This window comes from Aeromonas sp. 97A (assembly GCF_051919185.1).
Classification (GTDB): Bacteria; Pseudomonadota; Gammaproteobacteria; order Enterobacterales; family Aeromonadaceae; genus Aeromonas; species Aeromonas veronii.
In genome coordinates, this window is the sequence record NZ_JBQBFF010000001.1 from 3122501 (window position 1) to 3140012 (window position 17512).

Below are 17512 nucleotides of genomic sequence, written 5' to 3' on the forward strand. Positions count from 1 at the left end.
CGCGAGTCTCCCTCGGCCATAGCGGTCGGGCCTTGCAGGTAGGACGCAGGATCACTGGCGCATTCGCACTGGTTATCGCCGCCGCCACAATGCGGGTGGTGATTCCCCTGCTCTGGCCTGCTTATACCCTGCATGGCTGGAACCTCAGCGCGCTTGCCTGGATCGCGGCCTATGGTCTGTTTGTCTGGGTCTATACCCCGATACTGATCCGCCCCAGAGCAGATGGTCGACCGGGTTGATGACTGCGGAACATGTTCAGGGTGTTGCCACCGGATAGTGGATCAAGTTGTGGAAGATCGCCGGGGCTATGCCCAGATTGCGATAACCATGGGGGCGATCGGCAGCAAAACGCACAGCCTCCCCTTGCACCAGTGAGCGCCACTCCCCTTCCACCAGCACCTCCATCATGCCGCTGATGACGATGACATGCTCGGTCACTCCCGGCTCATGGGGCTCGGACTCACGCTGGTAACCCGGCAACAGGGTCAGCTCAAGCAACTCGAAACCAAACCGGTTTTCATAAGGGAAGAGCGGTGCCACTTGCATGCCCTCTCCCGCTGGCTGCTGGCGAATGGCATCGGCGGTGCGATAGAGCACCTCTGCCTGCGCAGCGGGTGTGGGCTCAATAAAACTGGAAAATGAGACTCGAAAACCGGTGGCTATCTTCCACAGCGTCGCCACTGTCGGGCTGGACTCTCCCCGCTCAATCTGCCCCAGCATCGCCTTGCTGACGCCCGTTTCGCGCGCGGCGGCATCCAGGCTCCAGCCGCGCTCGCTGCGCAGCCCCTTCAGTCGAGCAGCCAGATGCTGGCTCATCTCTTGCATAACTGCCTCTTTATTACTCTTGCACGATGCGCCTTGTACGCTATAGCGCACAGCGATATAGTCAAAGCAGTATTGTACGTAATAACGCACAGCGCGTCACAACGCCAAGAGGAAGAGTCATGCCCTTCGCACTCCCCCATCTGGTCGCAGGATTTATCGCCGTGATGGTCGGCTACACCAGCTCCGTCATCCTGATCATCCAGGCCGCCACAGCAGCAGGTACTGATACTGCTCAAGTCGCCTCCTGGCTCTGGACGCTGGGGATCGGCATGGGGGTGAGCTGCATCGGCCTCTCTCTCTATTACCGCATACCCATACTAACCGCTTGGTCCACACCGGGCGCAGCACTGCTGATCACCACACTGGGCAACTTCACTCTGGCGGAAGCCATCGGCGCTTTTGTGATCTCGTCCCTGCTGATCACTCTGTGTGGCATCAGCGGCTGGTTCGACCGTTTGATGAAACATATCCCGGCTCCACTGGCCGCCGCCATGCTGGCTGGCGTGCTGCTCAAATTCGGGCTGGATCTGTTCAAGGTCGCCCCGCAAGATCCCTTGCTGCTTAGCACCCTGCTGCTGGCCTTCCTGCTGGGTCGTCATCTCTGGCCCCGCTATACCATGGTGCTGGTACTGGGAGTGGGGATGCTGATCTGCAGCGTGCGGGGGGATTTGCAAATGGACACCCTTCACTGGCAACTCGCCAGCCCGGTCTGGACATGGCCAGCCTTCTCCCTTGATGCTCTGTTTGGTATCGCGCTGCCGTTGTTCATTGTCACCATGACATCGCAAAACATGCCGGGGATTGCCATCTTGCGAGCCCATGGCTATCAGCCTGCTACCTCCTCGCTGATCAGCTGGACCGGCCTGACCGGCCTGTTGCTCGCCCCTTTTGGCGGCTATGCCTTCAATCTGGCCGCCATCACTGCCGCCATCTGCATGGGCAAAGAGGTCGACCCGGATACCAAGCGCCGCTGGCCTGCTGCGATTTGGGCGGGTTGCTTTTATCTTGTGACCGGCTGCTTCGGCGCGACCGTCGCGGCCCTGTTTAGCGCCTTTCCGGCAGCCCTTGTCACCTGCATCGCCGGATTGGCCCTGCTAGGCACCATCGGCAGCAGCCTGCACTCTGCCTTGCAGCAGGATGAAGCGCGAGAAGCTGCGCTGCTCACCTTTATCATTACCGCGTCCGGGATCAGCCTGTTCGGCATCGCGGCAGCCTGCTGGGGTCTGCTGATTGGTCTGGCTATCTATCAGTTCCAATCATATCGACAAAGGAATCAATTGAACCTCAAACCGTGAACCTCTGCACACTATCCACATAAAATGATTCACAAGTGAAACTAATTTCCTTCTAGTGGCGTCAGGGCACCAATCTTCCCGGACATGGTGCCCTGTCAGGTTCCATGCAACGGAGTATAAAAATGAAAAATCAGGCTGTCTTGTTACTACTGGCCATACTGGGTGCTACGAGCGTCCAGGCTGCCGATACGGATCGAGAGCTGGCTCGCCAGCTCGCACTTCAGCAGAAAAACCTGCTGCCCCTACTGAGCAATCAGCAATACCAGAGCCCGCTTCCCAACCTGCTGCAGAAGGCCAGCCCGCGCCTTAAGCGGCAGGCGACCGATGCCAACCAGGCGGCCATCAGCCGACAAGGACTGGATGGCGAGGTCAAGCAACTGATGCAGTTGCGGCTGGCCAACACCGATCAGGCCGCCGCACTGCAACAGGGGGTCGAACCGCTGGTCGCCTATGTTCCAAGTGGAGATGAGAAGAGCTGGAGCGCCATTGAAGCGTTCGACAGCGCTGGCAATCCCGTCTATCTGGATGTGGACAAGGCACCGGCCCGGCCGGTTCTGGTAGTCGAAGCCGATCCCGTCAAAGCCAAAAACGCAGGCTTGAAGGTAATGCGCAAAGCGCTGGCCGATGCGGATCTGCAAAGCGCTCCGCGAGTGGCGGCCAGCACGGTGCCACTCAAGACCAGTATCCTGAAAAAGATCAGACTGAAGGATGATCAGGAGCCCTGGCTGCTCGGCGCAGCCGAAGTGTATGCGGTGGTCGCAGGGGTCAATCCCAGCCGGAATGAACCAGTGGTCGATATTGTCGACATGCCCTACCTCGACTATGACAACACAAACTACACCCCCAACCAGATCCTGGTTTACTGGGATCGCTATCGCTGGGGTGCCGTCGATGTGGTGATGATGGAGCAGGATGACAACGTCAACTACAAGGAGCTGAGCGCTCTGCTGATTGAAGCCCTCAAACTCGGCTTTACTGCGGGTGGCGTGCCAGAAGCCCTGCCCTTCCTCGATCTCGGCGGTCGCATCGTCAAGGCGCTACCCGACTCCTGGATGACCAATAACGACGACTATCTGGATACCTTCTACACACTGGAGCAGGATCAGGTCTATCGCCAGTATCCGGGGGCTGCCGGTAATGCGGTTATCGATCTTGAGCCAAAAGAGATCGCCCCGACCAGACCTTGATAATCGGCCATAACGAAAAAGCCAATGAGCAACTCATTGGCTTTTTGCTTTTATCGCGGTGACCACCGGTCAACCCTTGGGACGAACCCCCAAGGTATGGCAGATGGCATAGGTCAGCTCGGAGCGGTTCAGGGTATAGAAGTGGAAATCCTTCACTCCTTCCTGACTCAGCACGCGCACCTGATCGATGGCGATGCTCGCCCCCACCAGATTGCGGGTCATCTGATCGTTATCCAGCCCCTCGAAACGCTGATGCATCCAACGCGGGATCTTCACGTTGGTAAAACCGGCAAACTTGGCCAGGGTCTGATAGTTGGAGACCGGCAGGATCCCCGGCACGATTTCAGCATCGATGCCGATAGCGGCGCAGCGATCCCGAAAGCGCAAATACGTTTCCACATCGAAGAAGAACTGAGTGATGGCGCGGTTGGCACCGGCATCAATCTTGCGCTTGAGATTGAGCAGGTCGGATTGCGCACTCTTGGCATCCGGGTGACCTTCTGGATAGGCGGCAACCGAGATATCGAAGTCCGCCTCTGACTTGAGCAGGGCAACCAGATCGGTGGCATACATATCCGGTTTCTCCAGCCCCTGCGGCAAGTCACCGCGCAGAGCCACGATATGACGAATACCGCTGTTCCAGTAGTCGCGGGCGATGGTGCGCAGCTCGTCGCGGCTGGCATCGATACAGGTCAGGTGCGGCGCCGCAATCAGGCCTGTCCGCTCCTTGATGTCCTTAATCACCTTGTGGGTGCGATCACGGGTACCGGAGTTGGCGCCATAAGTAACAGAGACGAACTTGGGTTCCAGCACTTTCAGCCGTTCGATGGACTGCCAGAGGGTATTCTCCATCCCTTCACTGTTGGGCGGAAAAAACTCGAAACTGACCGATATATCGCCATTCAAATCTGCCAAGCTCTGGTTGAGCGCCTCAACCTGACGTGCACTGTGAAATCCCATCTGCTCTTCTCCCTGTCCTGCAATCCATCTGCCTACGTCAAAACGGATGTTTGGACGTCTAAACGTCTTTATATTTATGAGCAAAACGACACAAAGTCAACAGGGATTTACCTCACATCCGATCTGACGAACTTCATATTTACAAAATTAACGGTACGTAACCGAAAAGTGCCCATCCCAAAATTGCCCCAGTCGAGTTATGATGGGGGCAGATCGTCCTGGACGTTCTGAATCTGCGTGTGATTGTTTGGCCGGAGGTTTCTCCGGCCCCTTTTCATCTATTTCCCACTCCTGCCGATAACAGAATGAGTCTTTGCAGGAGCACCATCATGGATACCCACCCCGGCTTTGCCACCGACTTGCTGTTCGATCGCTATCAGGGCGAGGTTGTTCAGCACGATCAGTTCTGGGCGGTTCGCACGCCGGATGCTCCCGACTACTACTTCGGCAACTACCTGCTGCTCCCCAACCCACCCAGCGACCGTGACAAAGGCTGGCTGGAAGCCGCATTCGATCAGTTGATCGGTCAAGATCCTCGAGTGCGCCACCGCACCTTCCAATGGCCACTGGCAGCTGGGCAAAACAGCCGGATCGCCGGTTTTGTCGCAACCGGATACCAATATATGGAGTGCGTGGTGCTGGCGCTGGATGAGCAGAGCAGCCCACCTCCTCACAGTGACATGGACAAGGTTGACGCTCGTACTTTCACTACTGCTGATTGGCCTGAGTGGCTCGACTTCGAACTCAATGAACGGGATGAGGGACACTCGGAACAGAGCTATCTCCCCTATCTGCGATCCCGCCAGGCGCTCTATCAGGCCATGATTGCCGATGGTCTCGGGGACTGGTGGGGGATCTGGAAAGAGGAACAACTGGTCGCCAGCTGTGGCCTCTTCTTTTGCGGCACACTTGGGCGCTTCCAGTTGGTACGCACGCACCATGCGTGGCGCAACCAGGGGTTATGCCGCCAGCTGCTGAGTCAAGTGGCTCGCGCAGGATTGTCCCGCGCCAAACAGCTGATCATAGTGGCTGACGAGCACTACCATGCCCAGCGCATTTACCGCTCTCTGGGGTTTGCCCCGGTAGCCCGCATCGGCAGCCTCTGCCGCTGGCCCCACGAAGCACAATAAAGCGATACATGCTGGCCACGAGCCATAAAAAAACGGGAGGCTGATGCCTCCCGTTTTTATTGATGTCGATGGCCTATTGCTGTGGCTGCTGTGGCGCTTCCAGCTCGTTGGAGAGCGCCTGCTCCACCTCATCCGACGGCGCCGGTAATGGGGCAGCAGCCGCTGATGCGGGTTCTGCGGGAGTCACAGCAGGTGACACCACGGCCGATGTTTCACTGGTCGCGGGGGCTGCGGACAGCTCAGTCGTCGGCACTGAAGCAGGGGCAGGGGCAACCGAATCACACTGACAATCCGCGCTCTTGGCCTTGTTGCCCTGATGAGGGGCATACCAGCCCTTCAAGCCACTTTCCAGTCGATCCGCGGCAGCTTTAGGCTCCATCTTGCCAAGCAGCACCGCCTGACTCACCTCGGCCAGTTCATCCCCCAACTTGGGCGTACCACGGGAGAGGATCTGGGTCGCCACCCGAATGGTCGAGTCACACTGATCGCGCCACTCCATCATCTCTTTGGCCGCCGGATTGGTGACATCGAAGAAGTGGTTGGAGAGTGAGAAGAATCCCGGCAGCGAGTTGGTATAGAGCTCGGCAAATTGCGGCGTCGTCAGCCACTGCAGAAAAGCCATTGCCCCCTCTTTGTTCTTGCTGGCCGGGTTCATCCCCATACCGATATCGGTGTGATCGGTAAAGAAACAGCCATCACCCTGTTTGGCCACCGGCGGGCGCATGACGCCAAAATCGACCTTGCCGGTGAAGGGGGCAATCTCCCAGGAGCCCGCCACGTAGAAGGCGGCCTTGCCCGAGGTGAACAGCTCGTTGCTGGTCGCATAATCGCGGCTCTCGCCACCTTCACCGAGGTAGGAACGCCAGCGGGCCAGCTCGTCGAACACCTTCACATATTGGGGGTTGTCCAACCGCTCCTGCCCGCCGATCAGTGCCAGACGGCCGTCCTCTCCCTTCCAGTAGTTGGGGCCTATGTTCTGGAACCCCAGTTCGGAGGCAACCCAGCTCTCGGAACCGCTCATAGCCAGCGGCACATAGCGCCCGTCGGCCTTGATCTTGTCCAGCACGGCGAAGAACTGATCGCGGGTTTGCGGCAAGGTGAGCCCCAACTCACTGAAGATCTTCTTGTTATAGAAGAAGCCATGGATCACCGAGGCCATCGGCACACAGAAGGTCTGGGCACCGGAGTCGGTCTGCCAGGGTGACTGGGCAAAACTCGGGAAGTTCTCCATCCCTGCCATTTCGGTCAGCTCGGCCAGATGGCCCGCCTTGAACAGGGCGAGCGAGTCATCAAACGGACGACAGGTAATGAGATCCCCCGCCTTACCGCCTTTCAGGCTCTCCCAGAGAGTGGGCATGTAGTTGACGTTCTGCACCGGATGAAAACTCACCTTGATGCCGGGATGCGCCGCTTCAAAGGCCGGGATGATTTTCTGCTCCCACAACGCCTTGTCATCGGTTCGCCAGCTTTCAATCACCAGCTCGCTGGCCATCAGCTGGCCACACAACAGGAGACTCAGGGCTCCAATCCACTTTTTAGACATAAGCCCTCCTAGACCTTGAAATGTGCGATCAATTGCTGCTGTTTGGCGACCAGGTCGGCCAGCACTTCGCTGCTGCTGGCGGATTCCCGCGCCTCCCGCTCTGTCTCGTATGCCACATCGGCAATACCGGCGATATGACGAGCGACCCCCTGACTGACGGAGATCTGCTCCTGAGCGGCATGGGCCACCTGATCCGCCATCGACTTGATGGCCCCCATCCGCTCGGCAATGGATTGCAGCGCCACATCCATCTCGCGGGTCTGCTCGACACAGCTCTGGGTCTGCTCCTGGCTGCGCCCCATCACTTCAACCACATGCTTGCTGGAGCTCTGCAGGTTCTCAATCATCCCCTGGATCTCTTCGGTCGAAGTCTGGGTGCGATTGGCCAGCGCCCGCACCTCATCGGCCACCACCGCAAAACCACGACCTGCATCACCAGCACGGGCCGCTTCGATGGCGGCGTTCAACGCCAGCAGGTTGGTCTGCTCGGCAATACTGCGGATCACATCGAGAATGCTGCCGATGTTGTTACTGAATTCCCCAAGTTTGTAGGTGATCCCGACCGCCTCTTCCATGGCGCCAGCCAGCTGCTCGGTGATCCGGCGAGTGGTGGCCACTTTCTGGCGACCATTGCGCGCCTCTTCATCGGCCAGATCCACTTCCCGCTTGGTGCCATCGGTAGAGCGGGCCACCTCGGTGGCGCTCACTTCCAGCTCGGTAATGGCGGCGGCCACCTGATCGGTCTGGCTCTTCTGCTCCTGTACCCGGGACATGGCCCGTTCGCTGATCTCGGCGGCGCGGCTCGCCTCATCCACCAGATGGCGAGAGCCTGCATTGATTTGAGAGAGCAGCTCACCAGTCTTGCCCGCCAGCGTATCGATGGAGCGAGAGAGGCTGCCAAATTCGCAACTGCTGCGGTAGTTGATGCGGCGGGTCATGTCGCCGGCCGCCATGTAATCGAGCTCCTTGTTGATCATCTGCAACGGGCGCTGAATGCTGCGCGCCGTGGTATAACCGATCACCAGCGCCGCAGCGGCCGACATCGCGGCAACCACCAGGATCCAGAAGCTGGCACTGCTGACCGCTGCATCGGCGTTGATCCGGCTGTCGCTGGCGATGGCACCGGCGGACTTGCCCATCTCATCGAGCAAATTGAGGCTGTTGACCAGACTGGCATCCAGCTCCTGATTTTGCGTGGCCAGCGACAGCGCCAGTTGCTGAGCCTGACGCATGGTTGCCAGCAAGCCCTGAGCGCCGAGCGCCAGCTCCTGCATCCGATCCAGATTGGAGACAAAGCGCGCTTTCACATCATCGGGCACCAGCACCCGCTCCAACCGCTTGCGGGCCATCTCGATATCCTTGCTCAACACCTTTTCCAGCTCGTTCAGGTCGGTTTTGGCATCGGCACGGCGGATATTCTTCAGATCGCGGGCGATACCCGAGGTAATAAGCTCCGCCTTGTTGCGCATGGAGCGTTTGCTGGCTGTCTGTTGCAGCAGCAGATCCGCCGCCCACTGGTAGGTATCCTCAAGGCGGATAAATTCCATCTCCAGCTTGTGGCGCTGCTCCAGTGCACTAACCCACTGTCGATGCTGTGCCAACACCTGATCCGCCAAGCCATAAAATTGGGTGGTAGCACTCTCGACCTGCTGGAAGCGGGCACGAGCATCCGCTACGTCGGTAAATTTACCCATCTCCTGACTCAGCTGGGCGAAGCGGTTCTGCTGCTCCTTGAACTGATTGGCCAGCTGCGGCAACTGGGCGGCATCTTCACTGGTGCGGTAGACCAGCACCCAGCGGTTACTATCCTGCAATGCCCCCTTGAGACCTGCGACAGCCACGACCAGCGGGGTTGCACGGTCAGATACGGCAGAGAGGCCGTCATTTATACCCTTGATTTTAAAGGTACTGATCACACCAAGCAGGATCAGCAACAGCAGCATCAACACGAATCCGGCGATGATCCGCTGCACGATAGATAAGCCCATGGAGACATCCTCACTCATTGGGGGAAGGTAAAGTGAACATAGTCACTATCGGCAGGGGTGGCGAATAACTGAAATAAAGCGGCAGGTATTTAATTGATTTGTATCGGGTTGGATCACAGTACAGACAAAATCAGCCATACGAAAAAAGCCCGGCACAAGCCGGGCTGAAAGAGACGTACTTTGCTATCTTCCGCGATCCGTTCAGAACCGCAGTCAGAATCATTAGAAGCGGTAGCCAACACCCACCATAAAGGCCATCGGGTCGACCTTGGTATTAATGGTGCCAATCGCTGTATGCACATCGGTATCGATATCCATGATCCAGGCTGAACCGTTGACAAACCAGCGATCAGTGATCGCCATATCGATACCAACTTGTCCGGCAACACCCCAGGAGTCATCGACTTTGACATCGGTTCCTGACAGTGCACCACGACCCTCTTCATCAAAGAAGGTGGTGTAGTTCACGCCAATACCGACATACGGGCGAACCTTGCTTTGAGCATCGCCAAAATAGTACTGACCCATCAGAGTCGGCGGCAAATGCTTGATCTTGGCAACTTCAGAGCCACCCAGTTTGACTGAATGAGAGAAAGGGGTTGCAGCCAGCAATTCGACACCCCAGTTATCAGTAATCATGTAAGAGAGAGTCAATCCCAATTGCATGTTGTCATTAATTTCCAGCTCTACAGGCGTGCTGCTTTCCTGCGGCGATACAAATGCCAAACCACCACGAACCAGAATATCACCAGCCTGATGGGCCATGGCGAAAGGAGAGGTCACTGCAGCGGCAATCATCAGAGGAAGTAATTTTTTCATCACGTAATCCCTTTTTTTGTTTTCATTTGATGCTGTAAGCCCGCTGACTATATGCCCTTGTAAATGCAAAGTTATTGACTTGGAGCAAAGGTTGCACAGAAATAAATCGATTGGTGTGACATCTTTGCGCGCCATCCCAATCTCGTTGAGCCCCCAGACAACAAGCCGAAATGCCTGTTTGGACAGGTTGTAACTACCCGCATCCAGCGCCAAAAGGGGCAAACAAACCACATCTTATTGCGCGGCAGAGTGGCTATTAATTGTTGTTAACATGGGCAAATCAGCGTATTTTTTGCGCCATACAAGTTACTGGGAAGTAATGGTTTATTTATGAAAAATGAGTCGAAATGGCAAAAGGTGGGGGCCTTTCTCGCGGCCGTGTGGGGAATCGGATCCTTTCTCTTTATCCTGCTCGGTTTTATTGTCGCCCTGGCCTATCTGGTATTGGTACGGCAGGGTTAATCCGGGTTGACAGAGTGCAGCAGGGTGATATTCCCCCCTTCAGCAAGCTGCTCCGGAGTCTGGCCCATTCCCTCCGCAGAGAGGGGACCAGCGTAGCCACACCACCGATTTCGCCCGCCGACTTTGGCCTGGTACAGCGCCATGTCCGCCAGTTTGAAGCTATGACTCCAGAATGAATCCGGGTACTCCGGGTGCAACGGATAGCGGCAGAACCCCAGCGACACCGTCAACCAGAGTGGCGCATCCTCTTTGCCAAAGCGGTGCTGAGCGACACGCTGGCGCAGATATTCGACCCGCAGCGCCAACTCTTGCTCGTCATCCACCTGCAACAGCAACAAGAACTCCTCCCCGCCCAGCCGGATGATAGGCTCGCGCTCTCCTGTCACCACCTTGCGCAGCAGATCCGCCAACTGTTTCAGCACCAGATCCCCGATGTCATGGCCAAGGCGGTCATTGATCCGCTTGAAATGATCCAGATCCAGCAGCAATAACAGACAAGGTTTGGCCCGGTTGGCCTGCAACCAGCCATCGAGATAGCGACGATTGAAGCAACGGGTCAAGGGATCGGTGAATGCAGCCATCTCCATCTGGCTGGATTTTTCCAACAAATCATCATGTTGCTGACTAACCTTGCTGGCCATCTCCCTGAACTTGCCACTCAGGGTCGCCATCTCGGCGCTGCTGTCGATATAGGGGATCAAGGTGGCATCCGGCCGATCGCCAAAGCGTTGCAGCGCCGATACCAGCTGCTGCAACGGGGTGAGCACAATGCTGTTGAGCCGATACATGGCGATCATGACGCAGATAAAACTGATAAACAGCATACCAATAAAGGTCCAGAGAGCCCCCTCCATGACGCCACTCAAGATCTTTCTCTCCTCCTCAATCACCAGAGTCAGCACCGGCTGGTTATCGCTGTTGAGCAGTCGCACCTCTCCCCTGAGCCGGGTGAGCCCAAGGTCGATCAGGCGATACGTTATTTGCGGTTTCAGTGGTTTGAAGGTAGCGGTGACATCCAGATTGGCGTGGGAGATCGCCAGCGGCAGCGCGGTACGCTCCGATACTTGCTCGAGGTAGGCCTTGTCGAGCCAACGTACAACCAACAAGAAACCGTTGAACGGTGCCGACTCGTCACTGTTTCTGATCGGCTGCCACGAGTACATCAGCGGCCCCCACCGGGAAGCACGGATCCCGTGCAGATTGATGCCCCCGTGCGCCACCGAGCGCGCCCTTAACTGCTTTTTCAGTTCATCAAGGAAGTAGGGAAACTGATCCGGATTAATCCCCGGCGCATCGGGTAGCAGGGTGCGCGTCCAGATTTCGTAGCCGGTGAGATCCATGAAGCTCATCAGGTTGAGACTAAAATCCCGCATCGGCATATCACTGAACAGATTGGATTCGATGTACGCCCTGCTTTTGTTGTCCATAAAACGGTGACTGTCATCCCAGATGCCCCAATCCCGACTGAATGCATCCAGAGCAGCCACATCCGCCTGCACCGCCTTGGTCACGCGCAGCAGATGCTCCTTCATTCGCTGCTCTTCAATCCGGCTGGCAGCCGGGATTTGGGCCCACGCCAGCAGGACCAGCAATAGCAGGATCGCCCCCAGCCAGATGGGGAACATGGAGTAAGCCAACTGATGATCAATCGTGCGCGGAGCCTGAGCCATAACCCGATATATCCATTACCATGATGCTGAGATGCCAAGCCTGCCCACACTTGACGAGCTTCCCCCTATTCTCCCGATTTTTATAACAAAAAGGGGCCAAAGGCCCCTCGATTATAACGGCTTATCGCGCCAATAGTGGCCGCAAAAAACGAGCTGTATGAGACTCTTTATTGGCGCAAATCTCCTCCGGCGTCCCCGTCACCAGAATGCGACCACCACCGGCGCCTCCCTCCGGTCCCAAATCGACGATCCAGTCGGCAGTTTTTACCACATCAAGGTTGTGCTCGATGATGACGATGGTGTTGCCGCGATCCCGCAGCTGGTGCAGCACCTTGAGCAACTGCTGGATGTCGTGGAAGTGCAGGCCGGTAGTCGGCTCATCCAGAATATAGAGGGTCTGACCGGTATCCCGCTTGGAGAGCTCGCGCGCCAGCTTGACCCGCTGCGCCTCGCCGCCCGACAGAGTGGTGGCCGACTGGCCAAGGCGGATATAGGAGAGGCCCACATCCATCAGGGTCTGCAGCTTGCGCGCCACCGCCGGCACCGGATCGAAGAACTCGCGGGCATCTTCCACCGTCATCTCGAGGATTTCGTGGATGTTCTTGCCCTTGTACTTCACCTCCAGCGTCTCGCGGTTGTAGCGCTTGCCCTTGCAGACGTCGCACGGCACGTAGACGTCCGGCAGGAAGTGCATCTCCACCTTGATAACGCCATCCCCCTGACACGCCTCGCAGCGCCCCCCCTTCACGTTGAAAGAGAAGCGGCCCGGCTGGTAGCCGCGCGAGCGGGCCTCCTGGGTGCCGGAGAGTAACTCACGAATCGGCGTAAACAGGCCGGTATAGGTGGCCGGGTTGGAGCGCGGGGTGCGGCCGATGGGGCTCTGGTCGATATCCACCACCTTGTCCAGGTGCTCCAGCCCTTCCACGCTGCGATAGGGCGCCGGGGTGGATTCGGTCGCCTTGTTGAGCTCGCGGTGAGCAATGCGGAACAATGTGTCGTTGATCAGGGTCGACTTACCGGAGCCGGAGACGCCAGTAACGCAGGTCATCACCCCGATCGGCAGATCCAGGTTGACGTTGCGCAGGTTGTTGCCGCTCGCCCCCTTGAGTTTCAACCACTTGCCGGTAAGCGGCGTGCGCTCGGCGGGAATGGCGATCTGCTTGCGACCGGAGAGGTAGTCACCGGTCAGCGACTCGGGATTGGCAATGATCTCTTCCGGCGTGCCCTGGGCGACGATGGCACCGCCGTGTACTCCGGCCCCCGGGCCGATATCGAGCACATGGTCGGCGAGGCGAATGGCATCCTCGTCGTGCTCCACCACGATCACCGTGTTGCCGAGATCTCGCAGGTGAGTGAGAGTCTTGAGCAACCGTTCATTGTCGCGTTGGTGCAGGCCGATGGAGGGCTCGTCCAGCACATACATGACACCTACCAGACCTGCACCGATCTGGCTGGCCAGCCGGATCCGCTGCGCCTCGCCGCCGGAGAGGGTCTCGGCACTGCGGGATAGACTCAGATAGTTGAGACCCACGTTCACCAGGAAACCGAGCCGCTCGACGATCTCTTTCAAGATCTTCTCGGCGATCTGGGCACGCTGGCCGGTGAGGTTCAGCCCTTCGAAGAAAGCCAACGCATCGCCGATGGACTGCTCGGCGATGGCTGGCAGGTTGCGGTTGTCGACGAAGACGTGGCGCGCCTCCTCCCGCAGTCGGCTGCCACCGCAGCTGGTGCAAGACTTGTTGGCGATGTATTTGGAGAGCTCTTCACGCACCGAGTTGGACTCGGTTTCCCGGTAGCGCCGCTCCATGTTGTGCAGGATCCCCTCGAACGGGTGCTTGCGTACCACCACGTCACCGCGATCGTTCATGTAGCGGAACTCGATCTCGGTACGACCCGAGCCGCGCAGGATCACCTCTTGAGTCTTCGGCGGCAGATCCTCCCACGGCGTCTCCAGATCGAACTTGTAGTGCTCGGAGAGGGATTTGAGCATCTGGAAGTAGTAGAAGCTGCGCTTGTCCCAGCCGCGGATAGCGCCATTGGCCAGACTGATGGCCGGATCGCCGATCACCTTGGCGGGATCGAAATATTGCTGCACCCCGAGGCCGTCGCAGGTCGGGCAGGCACCGGCCGGGTTATTGAAGGAGAAGATACGCGGCTCCAGCTCCGACATGGAGTAGCCGCACTCCGGGCAGGCGAAGTTGGCGGAAAAGGTCATGGGGGCAACCCCCTCCTCGCCGTCCATCGGCACCACCAGTACGATGCCACCGGAGAGGGTCAGCGCCGTCTCGAACGACTCGGCCAAACGCAAGGCTAGATCCTCGCGCACCTTGAAGCGATCCACCACCACCTCGATGGCGTGCTTCTTGTGCAACTCCAGAGTCGGAGGATCAGATAGATCGCACACCTCGCCATCGATGCGGGCACGGATATAGCCCTGAGCCGCCAGATTCTCCAGCAGCTTGGTGTGTTCCCCCTTGCGATCGCGCACCACCGGGGCCAGCAGCATCAGCTTGCTCCCCTCCGGCTGGGCCAGCACCTGATCCACCATCTGACTGATGGTCTGGGCGGCGAGCGGAATGGCGTGGGTCGGGCAACGCGGCTCACCGACCCGGGCGAACAGCAGACGCAGGTAGTCGTAGATCTCGGTGATGGTGCCGACGGTCGAGCGCGGGTTATGGGAAGTGGACTTCTGCTCGATGGAGATGGCGGGCGAGAGCCCCTCGATATGGTCGACGTCCGGCTTCTCCATCAGGGAGAGGAACTGGCGGGCATAAGCGGAGAGCGACTCCACATAGCGGCGCTGCCCCTCGGCATAGAGGGTATCGAACGCCAGAGAGGACTTGCCCGAGCCGGAGAGGCCGGTGACCACGATCAGCTTGTCGCGGGGCAGGGTCAGATTGATGTTCTTGAGGTTGTGGGTGCGAGCACCCCGGACCACGATCTTTTCCATCTTGTTGCACGCTCGATACAGAAACCTGAGCGAGTCAGTATGGCATAGAGACTACTGGATGAATAGACAGTCATGAGAGGAAATGCGCATCATCCGGCGCACGCCATCTGCTCCTTTTTCTCCACCAGCAGCCGCTCGTTTTGCCATATCCGGGCGGTGACCTCGACCCGATAGGGGCAACGCAAACCCAGCCCTATTTTGCCAACCGCCATGACCACTCCAGCCTGCAGCGACAGATTACGGCTCTGGCGCTGAGTCGTGCTCCCGGCTGCCCCTTCGCTGCGCACCAGCAACCTGACACTCGCCGTCAAGTCGCGCTTGCTGAGCAGCGTCGGTGCAAGTGACAGCCCCTGTTCGCTCTGCACCATATTGAGGGACAAGCGGATCGACGGATCGGGTTCTATCTCGGTTTCCCTTGCAGTTACTGGTGAAGGAACGCGATAAACCAGCATCAACCCACAGAGCAGCACCAACAAAAGAGGGGCCCGCAGGCCCCTGAATCCGGAGATGACCATCAGTTGCTACCAGAACCCTGATAGACATAGGCATGGTTATCGCTGCCCAATACGGTCACATTGGCAGTATTGAAGCTTTCGTTTTGCACCACATCAACGGTGTTGCGCCCCCCACCAACCCCAGCATTGACGTAGACATTAGCCTCGTGCTCAGCGCCGTTCTGGGTCACGGTGAGTTTGTTCTCGCTACCCAAGTAGGACTCAACCTTGGCATTGTTCAGCTCACCATCCTGGCTCACTTTGACCACAGACTCAGAGTGAGACGCATCGGCATAAGCCCAGTTGTCAGTACCTTTCTGAGCAACGACCAGCTCGTTGTCCGAGCCCCAGGTCCATGCGCCTTTGCCTTCACCATCACGAGCAGATGCAACCTGGTTGCCAGTTCCGTTCTGGTCGATATCGATGGTATTGCCGCTGCCTGCTTGTTGCACTGCATTGGCATAGTTGTCATTGCCTACCTGATCAATGGTGACCGCACCATCGGTACTGCTGGCTAACTGATTGACCACGGCCTTGTTGTCATCACCTGTCTGGTTGATCAAGGCATCATTGCCAGTACCTTGCTGGTCGGTCTCAATACGGTTGCGATTACCATCTTGTTTCAACTCAGCAAACTCGCTGCTACCACTCTGTTTTGCCAGCAGGTGGTTGCCCTCCCCGGCATCAGATCCTTGTTGCAGGGTCACCACCTTACCGCCGGTTCCACTTTGCTCAACAGTCGCTACGTTGGCACTATCGTATTGAGTGACGTCTGCATTGTTCAAAGAACCACTCTGAGTCACCACTGCAGATGTTCCTTCCGCCGGTGCATAGTCATAGTTACCGGTTGCCTGCAGCACCTTGGTGATATTGCTCTCTCCACGTTGTACCACTTCGGCGTTGGCTCCATCAGCCGCTGTCTGGGTCACGTCAGCCTGGTGAGCCCCCCCTTCTAGCTGCTGTACACTCGCCCGAGCGAAATCGGATATCTGGTTATTAATGACAGCCCGATTACCATCCGAGATTTGAGTGATCCTGGAGTCAGCTAAGTCACCATTATCTTGCTTGATCTTGGCGTCGTTGCGATCCCCATCCTGCACAACCCCGGCAACCGCACCGCCATTCTCAAATTGCTGAATCACATCAGCAAAGTTGTCGTTCCCCTTTGTATCGATGGAGGCTTTGGAGAGGTTAGTGTCACCTTGTTGCAAGATGTAACCCTCGTTACTGTCACCTACCTGCCGAGTATCGGCATCTGACTGGCCGGTATTCTTTTGAGTGGTAACAGCTGTGTTGTTGTTACCAGCTTGATCGATGTTAGCCTTGTTATCGACGCTTCCCACCACCTGGTTAATGGTGGCGATATTGCCGCTCTGGGCCTGGTTCACCGTAGCCTGGTTGCCAGTAGATGCCGCCCAAGCGGTGCTGGTCGCCAGAAGAACTGCCGAGGCAATGATGGTACGTTTAAACATGATTTCCCTCTCGTGCTAATGGTTGAGCCTAGGCTCAGTTGGTTTGAACGACATTTACTTGCTGATTGGCCCCCATCTGGATGACGGTGGCCGTTAATCCGATTCCGTTCTGCTCGATGCTGGCCTGATTGCCATCACCCAGCTGGATCGCCCGGGCCTGATTGTCTGCCCCTTGCTGACTGATCCAGGCTTCATTGCCGCTGCCTTGTTGCAGCAGCCAAATCCGGTTATTGATGCCCGCCTGATAGAGCTCGGCGCTATTGCCCTCGCCCAGTTGCGCGCCATTGACCCAGTTCTCATCTCCCACCTGGGAGAGTGCCAACTCATTGGCCCACCCCTGTTGCAGCAGACGCGCCTGATTCAGCTCCCCTTGCTGGGTGAGATGCAGTTGCTGCTCGCTACCGAGTTGCCACAACAGCGCCTGATTACCATCGTTCTGCAGACCGGAATCCAGCTCGCTTGCCATCGCCAGCTCGTCGAAGACGGCAGGCTCTGCGGCGAGTTGCGGGGCGCCCGATATCAGCAGAAAAAAGAGAGTACTCAACAGGTGTTTCATCGCGCCATCGCCTTGTTGGAAAACGCCCACAGTATCCCTGTCAGACCAGAGGCGGCCTATCAGGCACTCCGCTGATTCGAGGATGAAAAGCGCCGCCCTGTCGCTGAGCAGAAAGTCTTAATTCGTATTCGATGGAGGCCAAAAAAATGCCCTCCACCAGG

15 protein-coding genes (1 of these 15 only partly in view) are annotated in these 17512 nt (G+C 57.6%); 5 read left to right on the plus strand and 10 right to left on the minus strand.

The window, feature by feature from the left end; genetic code table 11:
• Positions 1-239: the 3' portion of an NnrS family protein gene (locus tag ACTG27_RS14080; RefSeq protein ID WP_439979845.1), read on the plus strand. It extends 958 nt beyond the left edge of the window; the window shows 239 of its 1197 coding nt (coding positions 959-1197); the start codon falls outside the window, past its left edge; it ends in the stop codon at positions 237-239.
• A gap of 16 nt (positions 240-255) precedes the next feature.
• Here ACTG27_RS14080 and ACTG27_RS14085 read toward each other — a convergent pair whose 3' ends face one another.
• Positions 256-825, minus strand: coding sequence for a helix-turn-helix domain-containing protein (locus ACTG27_RS14085; protein WP_019445207.1), 570 nt, complete (start codon positions 823-825; stop codon positions 256-258).
• Between the two features lie 119 nt (positions 826-944).
• On the opposite strand from ACTG27_RS14085, the gene ACTG27_RS14090 reads away from it, so the two are divergent.
• Entirely contained in the window at positions 945-2120 is a 1176-nt protein-coding gene (locus tag ACTG27_RS14090; RefSeq protein ID WP_439979846.1) for a benzoate/H(+) symporter BenE family transporter, read from the plus strand.
• A gap of 122 nt (positions 2121-2242) precedes the next feature.
• Complete coding sequence (locus tag ACTG27_RS14095; RefSeq protein WP_439979847.1) at positions 2243-3307, plus strand: DUF3103 family protein; 1065 nt, start codon at positions 2243-2245, stop codon at positions 3305-3307.
• A 69-nt stretch (positions 3308-3376) separates the two neighbouring features.
• Here the strand turns inward: ACTG27_RS14095 and metF are convergent, their stop codons facing one another.
• Complete coding sequence (gene metF, locus ACTG27_RS14100; protein WP_439979848.1) at positions 3377-4267, minus strand: methylenetetrahydrofolate reductase; 891 nt, start codon at positions 4265-4267, stop codon at positions 3377-3379.
• Between the two features lie 329 nt (positions 4268-4596).
• Here metF and ACTG27_RS14105 point away from each other — a divergent pair, with 329 nt between their 5' ends.
• Positions 4597-5397: a GNAT family N-acetyltransferase gene (locus ACTG27_RS14105; RefSeq protein WP_439979849.1), complete on the plus strand. Its 801-nt coding sequence runs from the start codon at positions 4597-4599 to the stop codon at positions 5395-5397.
• Positions 5398-5470: 73 nt separating this feature from the next.
• Here ACTG27_RS14105 and ACTG27_RS14110 read toward each other — a convergent pair whose 3' ends face one another.
• From ACTG27_RS14110 to ACTG27_RS14120, 3 genes are all read right to left on the minus strand, one after another.
• Complete coding sequence (locus ACTG27_RS14110) at positions 5471-6940, minus strand: ABC transporter substrate-binding protein (protein ID WP_439979850.1); 1470 nt, start codon at positions 6938-6940, stop codon at positions 5471-5473.
• 8 nt (positions 6941-6948) lie between these two features.
• A complete protein-coding gene (locus ACTG27_RS14115; protein WP_257699642.1) occupies positions 6949-8928 on the minus strand; it encodes a HAMP domain-containing methyl-accepting chemotaxis protein in 1980 nt (659 codons plus the stop codon).
• A 222-nt stretch (positions 8929-9150) separates the two neighbouring features.
• Positions 9151-9747 carry an OmpW family outer membrane protein gene (locus tag ACTG27_RS14120; protein WP_058054129.1) on the minus strand — a complete coding sequence of 199 codons (597 nt, stop codon included), beginning with the start codon at positions 9745-9747 and terminating at the stop codon, positions 9151-9153.
• A gap of 330 nt (positions 9748-10077) precedes the next feature.
• Between ACTG27_RS14120 and ACTG27_RS14125 the strand changes: the two genes are divergently transcribed.
• Positions 10078-10209 (plus strand): hypothetical protein, encoded by a 132-nt coding sequence (locus tag ACTG27_RS14125; RefSeq protein ID WP_019445201.1) that lies wholly within the window; start codon positions 10078-10080, stop codon positions 10207-10209.
• Here the strand turns inward: ACTG27_RS14125 and ACTG27_RS14130 are convergent.
• The 5 genes from ACTG27_RS14130 to ACTG27_RS14150 form a co-directional block, all read right to left on the minus strand.
• The gene (locus ACTG27_RS14130) at positions 10206-11879 is read right to left on the minus strand and encodes a sensor domain-containing diguanylate cyclase (protein WP_439979851.1); all 1674 of its coding nucleotides are present in this window, start codon (positions 11877-11879) and stop codon (positions 10206-10208) included. The two genes, ACTG27_RS14125 and ACTG27_RS14130, sit on opposite strands and share 4 nt — an antisense overlap.
• A 121-nt stretch (positions 11880-12000) precedes the next feature.
• Positions 12001-14829, minus strand: a complete 2829-nt coding sequence (gene uvrA / locus ACTG27_RS14135) for an excinuclease ABC subunit UvrA (RefSeq protein WP_439979852.1) — start codon at positions 14827-14829, stop codon at positions 12001-12003.
• An 89-nt stretch (positions 14830-14918) separates the two neighbouring features.
• A complete protein-coding gene (csgH, locus tag ACTG27_RS14140) occupies positions 14919-15344 on the minus strand; it encodes a curli-like amyloid fiber formation chaperone CsgH (RefSeq protein WP_439979853.1) in 426 nt (141 codons plus the stop codon).
• A complete protein-coding gene (locus tag ACTG27_RS14145) occupies positions 15344-16795 on the minus strand; it encodes a curlin (RefSeq protein WP_439979854.1) in 1452 nt (483 codons plus the stop codon). Before ACTG27_RS14145 ends, csgH begins: the two co-directional genes overlap by 1 nt.
• Positions 16796-16829: 34 nt before the next feature.
• Positions 16830-17351, minus strand: a complete 522-nt coding sequence (locus ACTG27_RS14150) for a curlin (protein WP_439979855.1) — start codon at positions 17349-17351, stop codon at positions 16830-16832.
• Between the last annotated feature and the right edge of the window lie 161 nt (positions 17352-17512).

Excerpts from the sequence above, each read along its gene's own strand:
- ACTG27_RS14085 (WP_019445207.1), bottom strand. The coding sequence starts at position 825 with ATGCAAGAGATGAGCCAGCATCTGGCTGCTCGACTGAAGGGGCTGCGC.
- ACTG27_RS14090 (WP_439979846.1), top strand. The coding sequence starts at position 945 with ATGCCCTTCGCACTCCCCCATCTGGTCGCAGGATTTATCGCCGTGATG.
- ACTG27_RS14095 (WP_439979847.1), top strand. The coding sequence starts at position 2,243 with ATGAAAAATCAGGCTGTCTTGTTACTACTGGCCATACTGGGTGCTACG.
- metF (WP_439979848.1), bottom strand. The coding sequence starts at position 4,267 with ATGGGATTTCACAGTGCACGTCAGGTTGAGGCGCTCAACCAGAGCTTG.
- ACTG27_RS14105 (WP_439979849.1), top strand. The coding sequence starts at position 4,597 with ATGGATACCCACCCCGGCTTTGCCACCGACTTGCTGTTCGATCGCTAT.
- ACTG27_RS14110 (WP_439979850.1), bottom strand. The coding sequence starts at position 6,940 with ATGTCTAAAAAGTGGATTGGAGCCCTGAGTCTCCTGTTGTGTGGCCAG.
- ACTG27_RS14115 (WP_257699642.1), bottom strand. The coding sequence starts at position 8,928 with ATGGGCTTATCTATCGTGCAGCGGATCATCGCCGGATTCGTGTTGATG.
- ACTG27_RS14120 (WP_058054129.1), bottom strand. The coding sequence starts at position 9,747 with ATGAAAAAATTACTTCCTCTGATGATTGCCGCTGCAGTGACCTCTCCT.
- ACTG27_RS14125 (WP_019445201.1), top strand. The coding sequence starts at position 10,078 with ATGAAAAATGAGTCGAAATGGCAAAAGGTGGGGGCCTTTCTCGCGGCC.
- ACTG27_RS14130 (WP_439979851.1), bottom strand. The coding sequence starts at position 11,879 with ATGGCTCAGGCTCCGCGCACGATTGATCATCAGTTGGCTTACTCCATG.
- uvrA (WP_439979852.1), bottom strand. The coding sequence starts at position 14,829 with ATGGAAAAGATCGTGGTCCGGGGTGCTCGCACCCACAACCTCAAGAAC.
- csgH (WP_439979853.1), bottom strand. The coding sequence starts at position 15,344 with ATGGTCATCTCCGGATTCAGGGGCCTGCGGGCCCCTCTTTTGTTGGTG.
- ACTG27_RS14145 (WP_439979854.1), bottom strand. The coding sequence starts at position 16,795 with ATGTTTAAACGTACCATCATTGCCTCGGCAGTTCTTCTGGCGACCAGC.
- ACTG27_RS14150 (WP_439979855.1), bottom strand. The coding sequence starts at position 17,351 with ATGAAACACCTGTTGAGTACTCTCTTTTTTCTGCTGATATCGGGCGCC.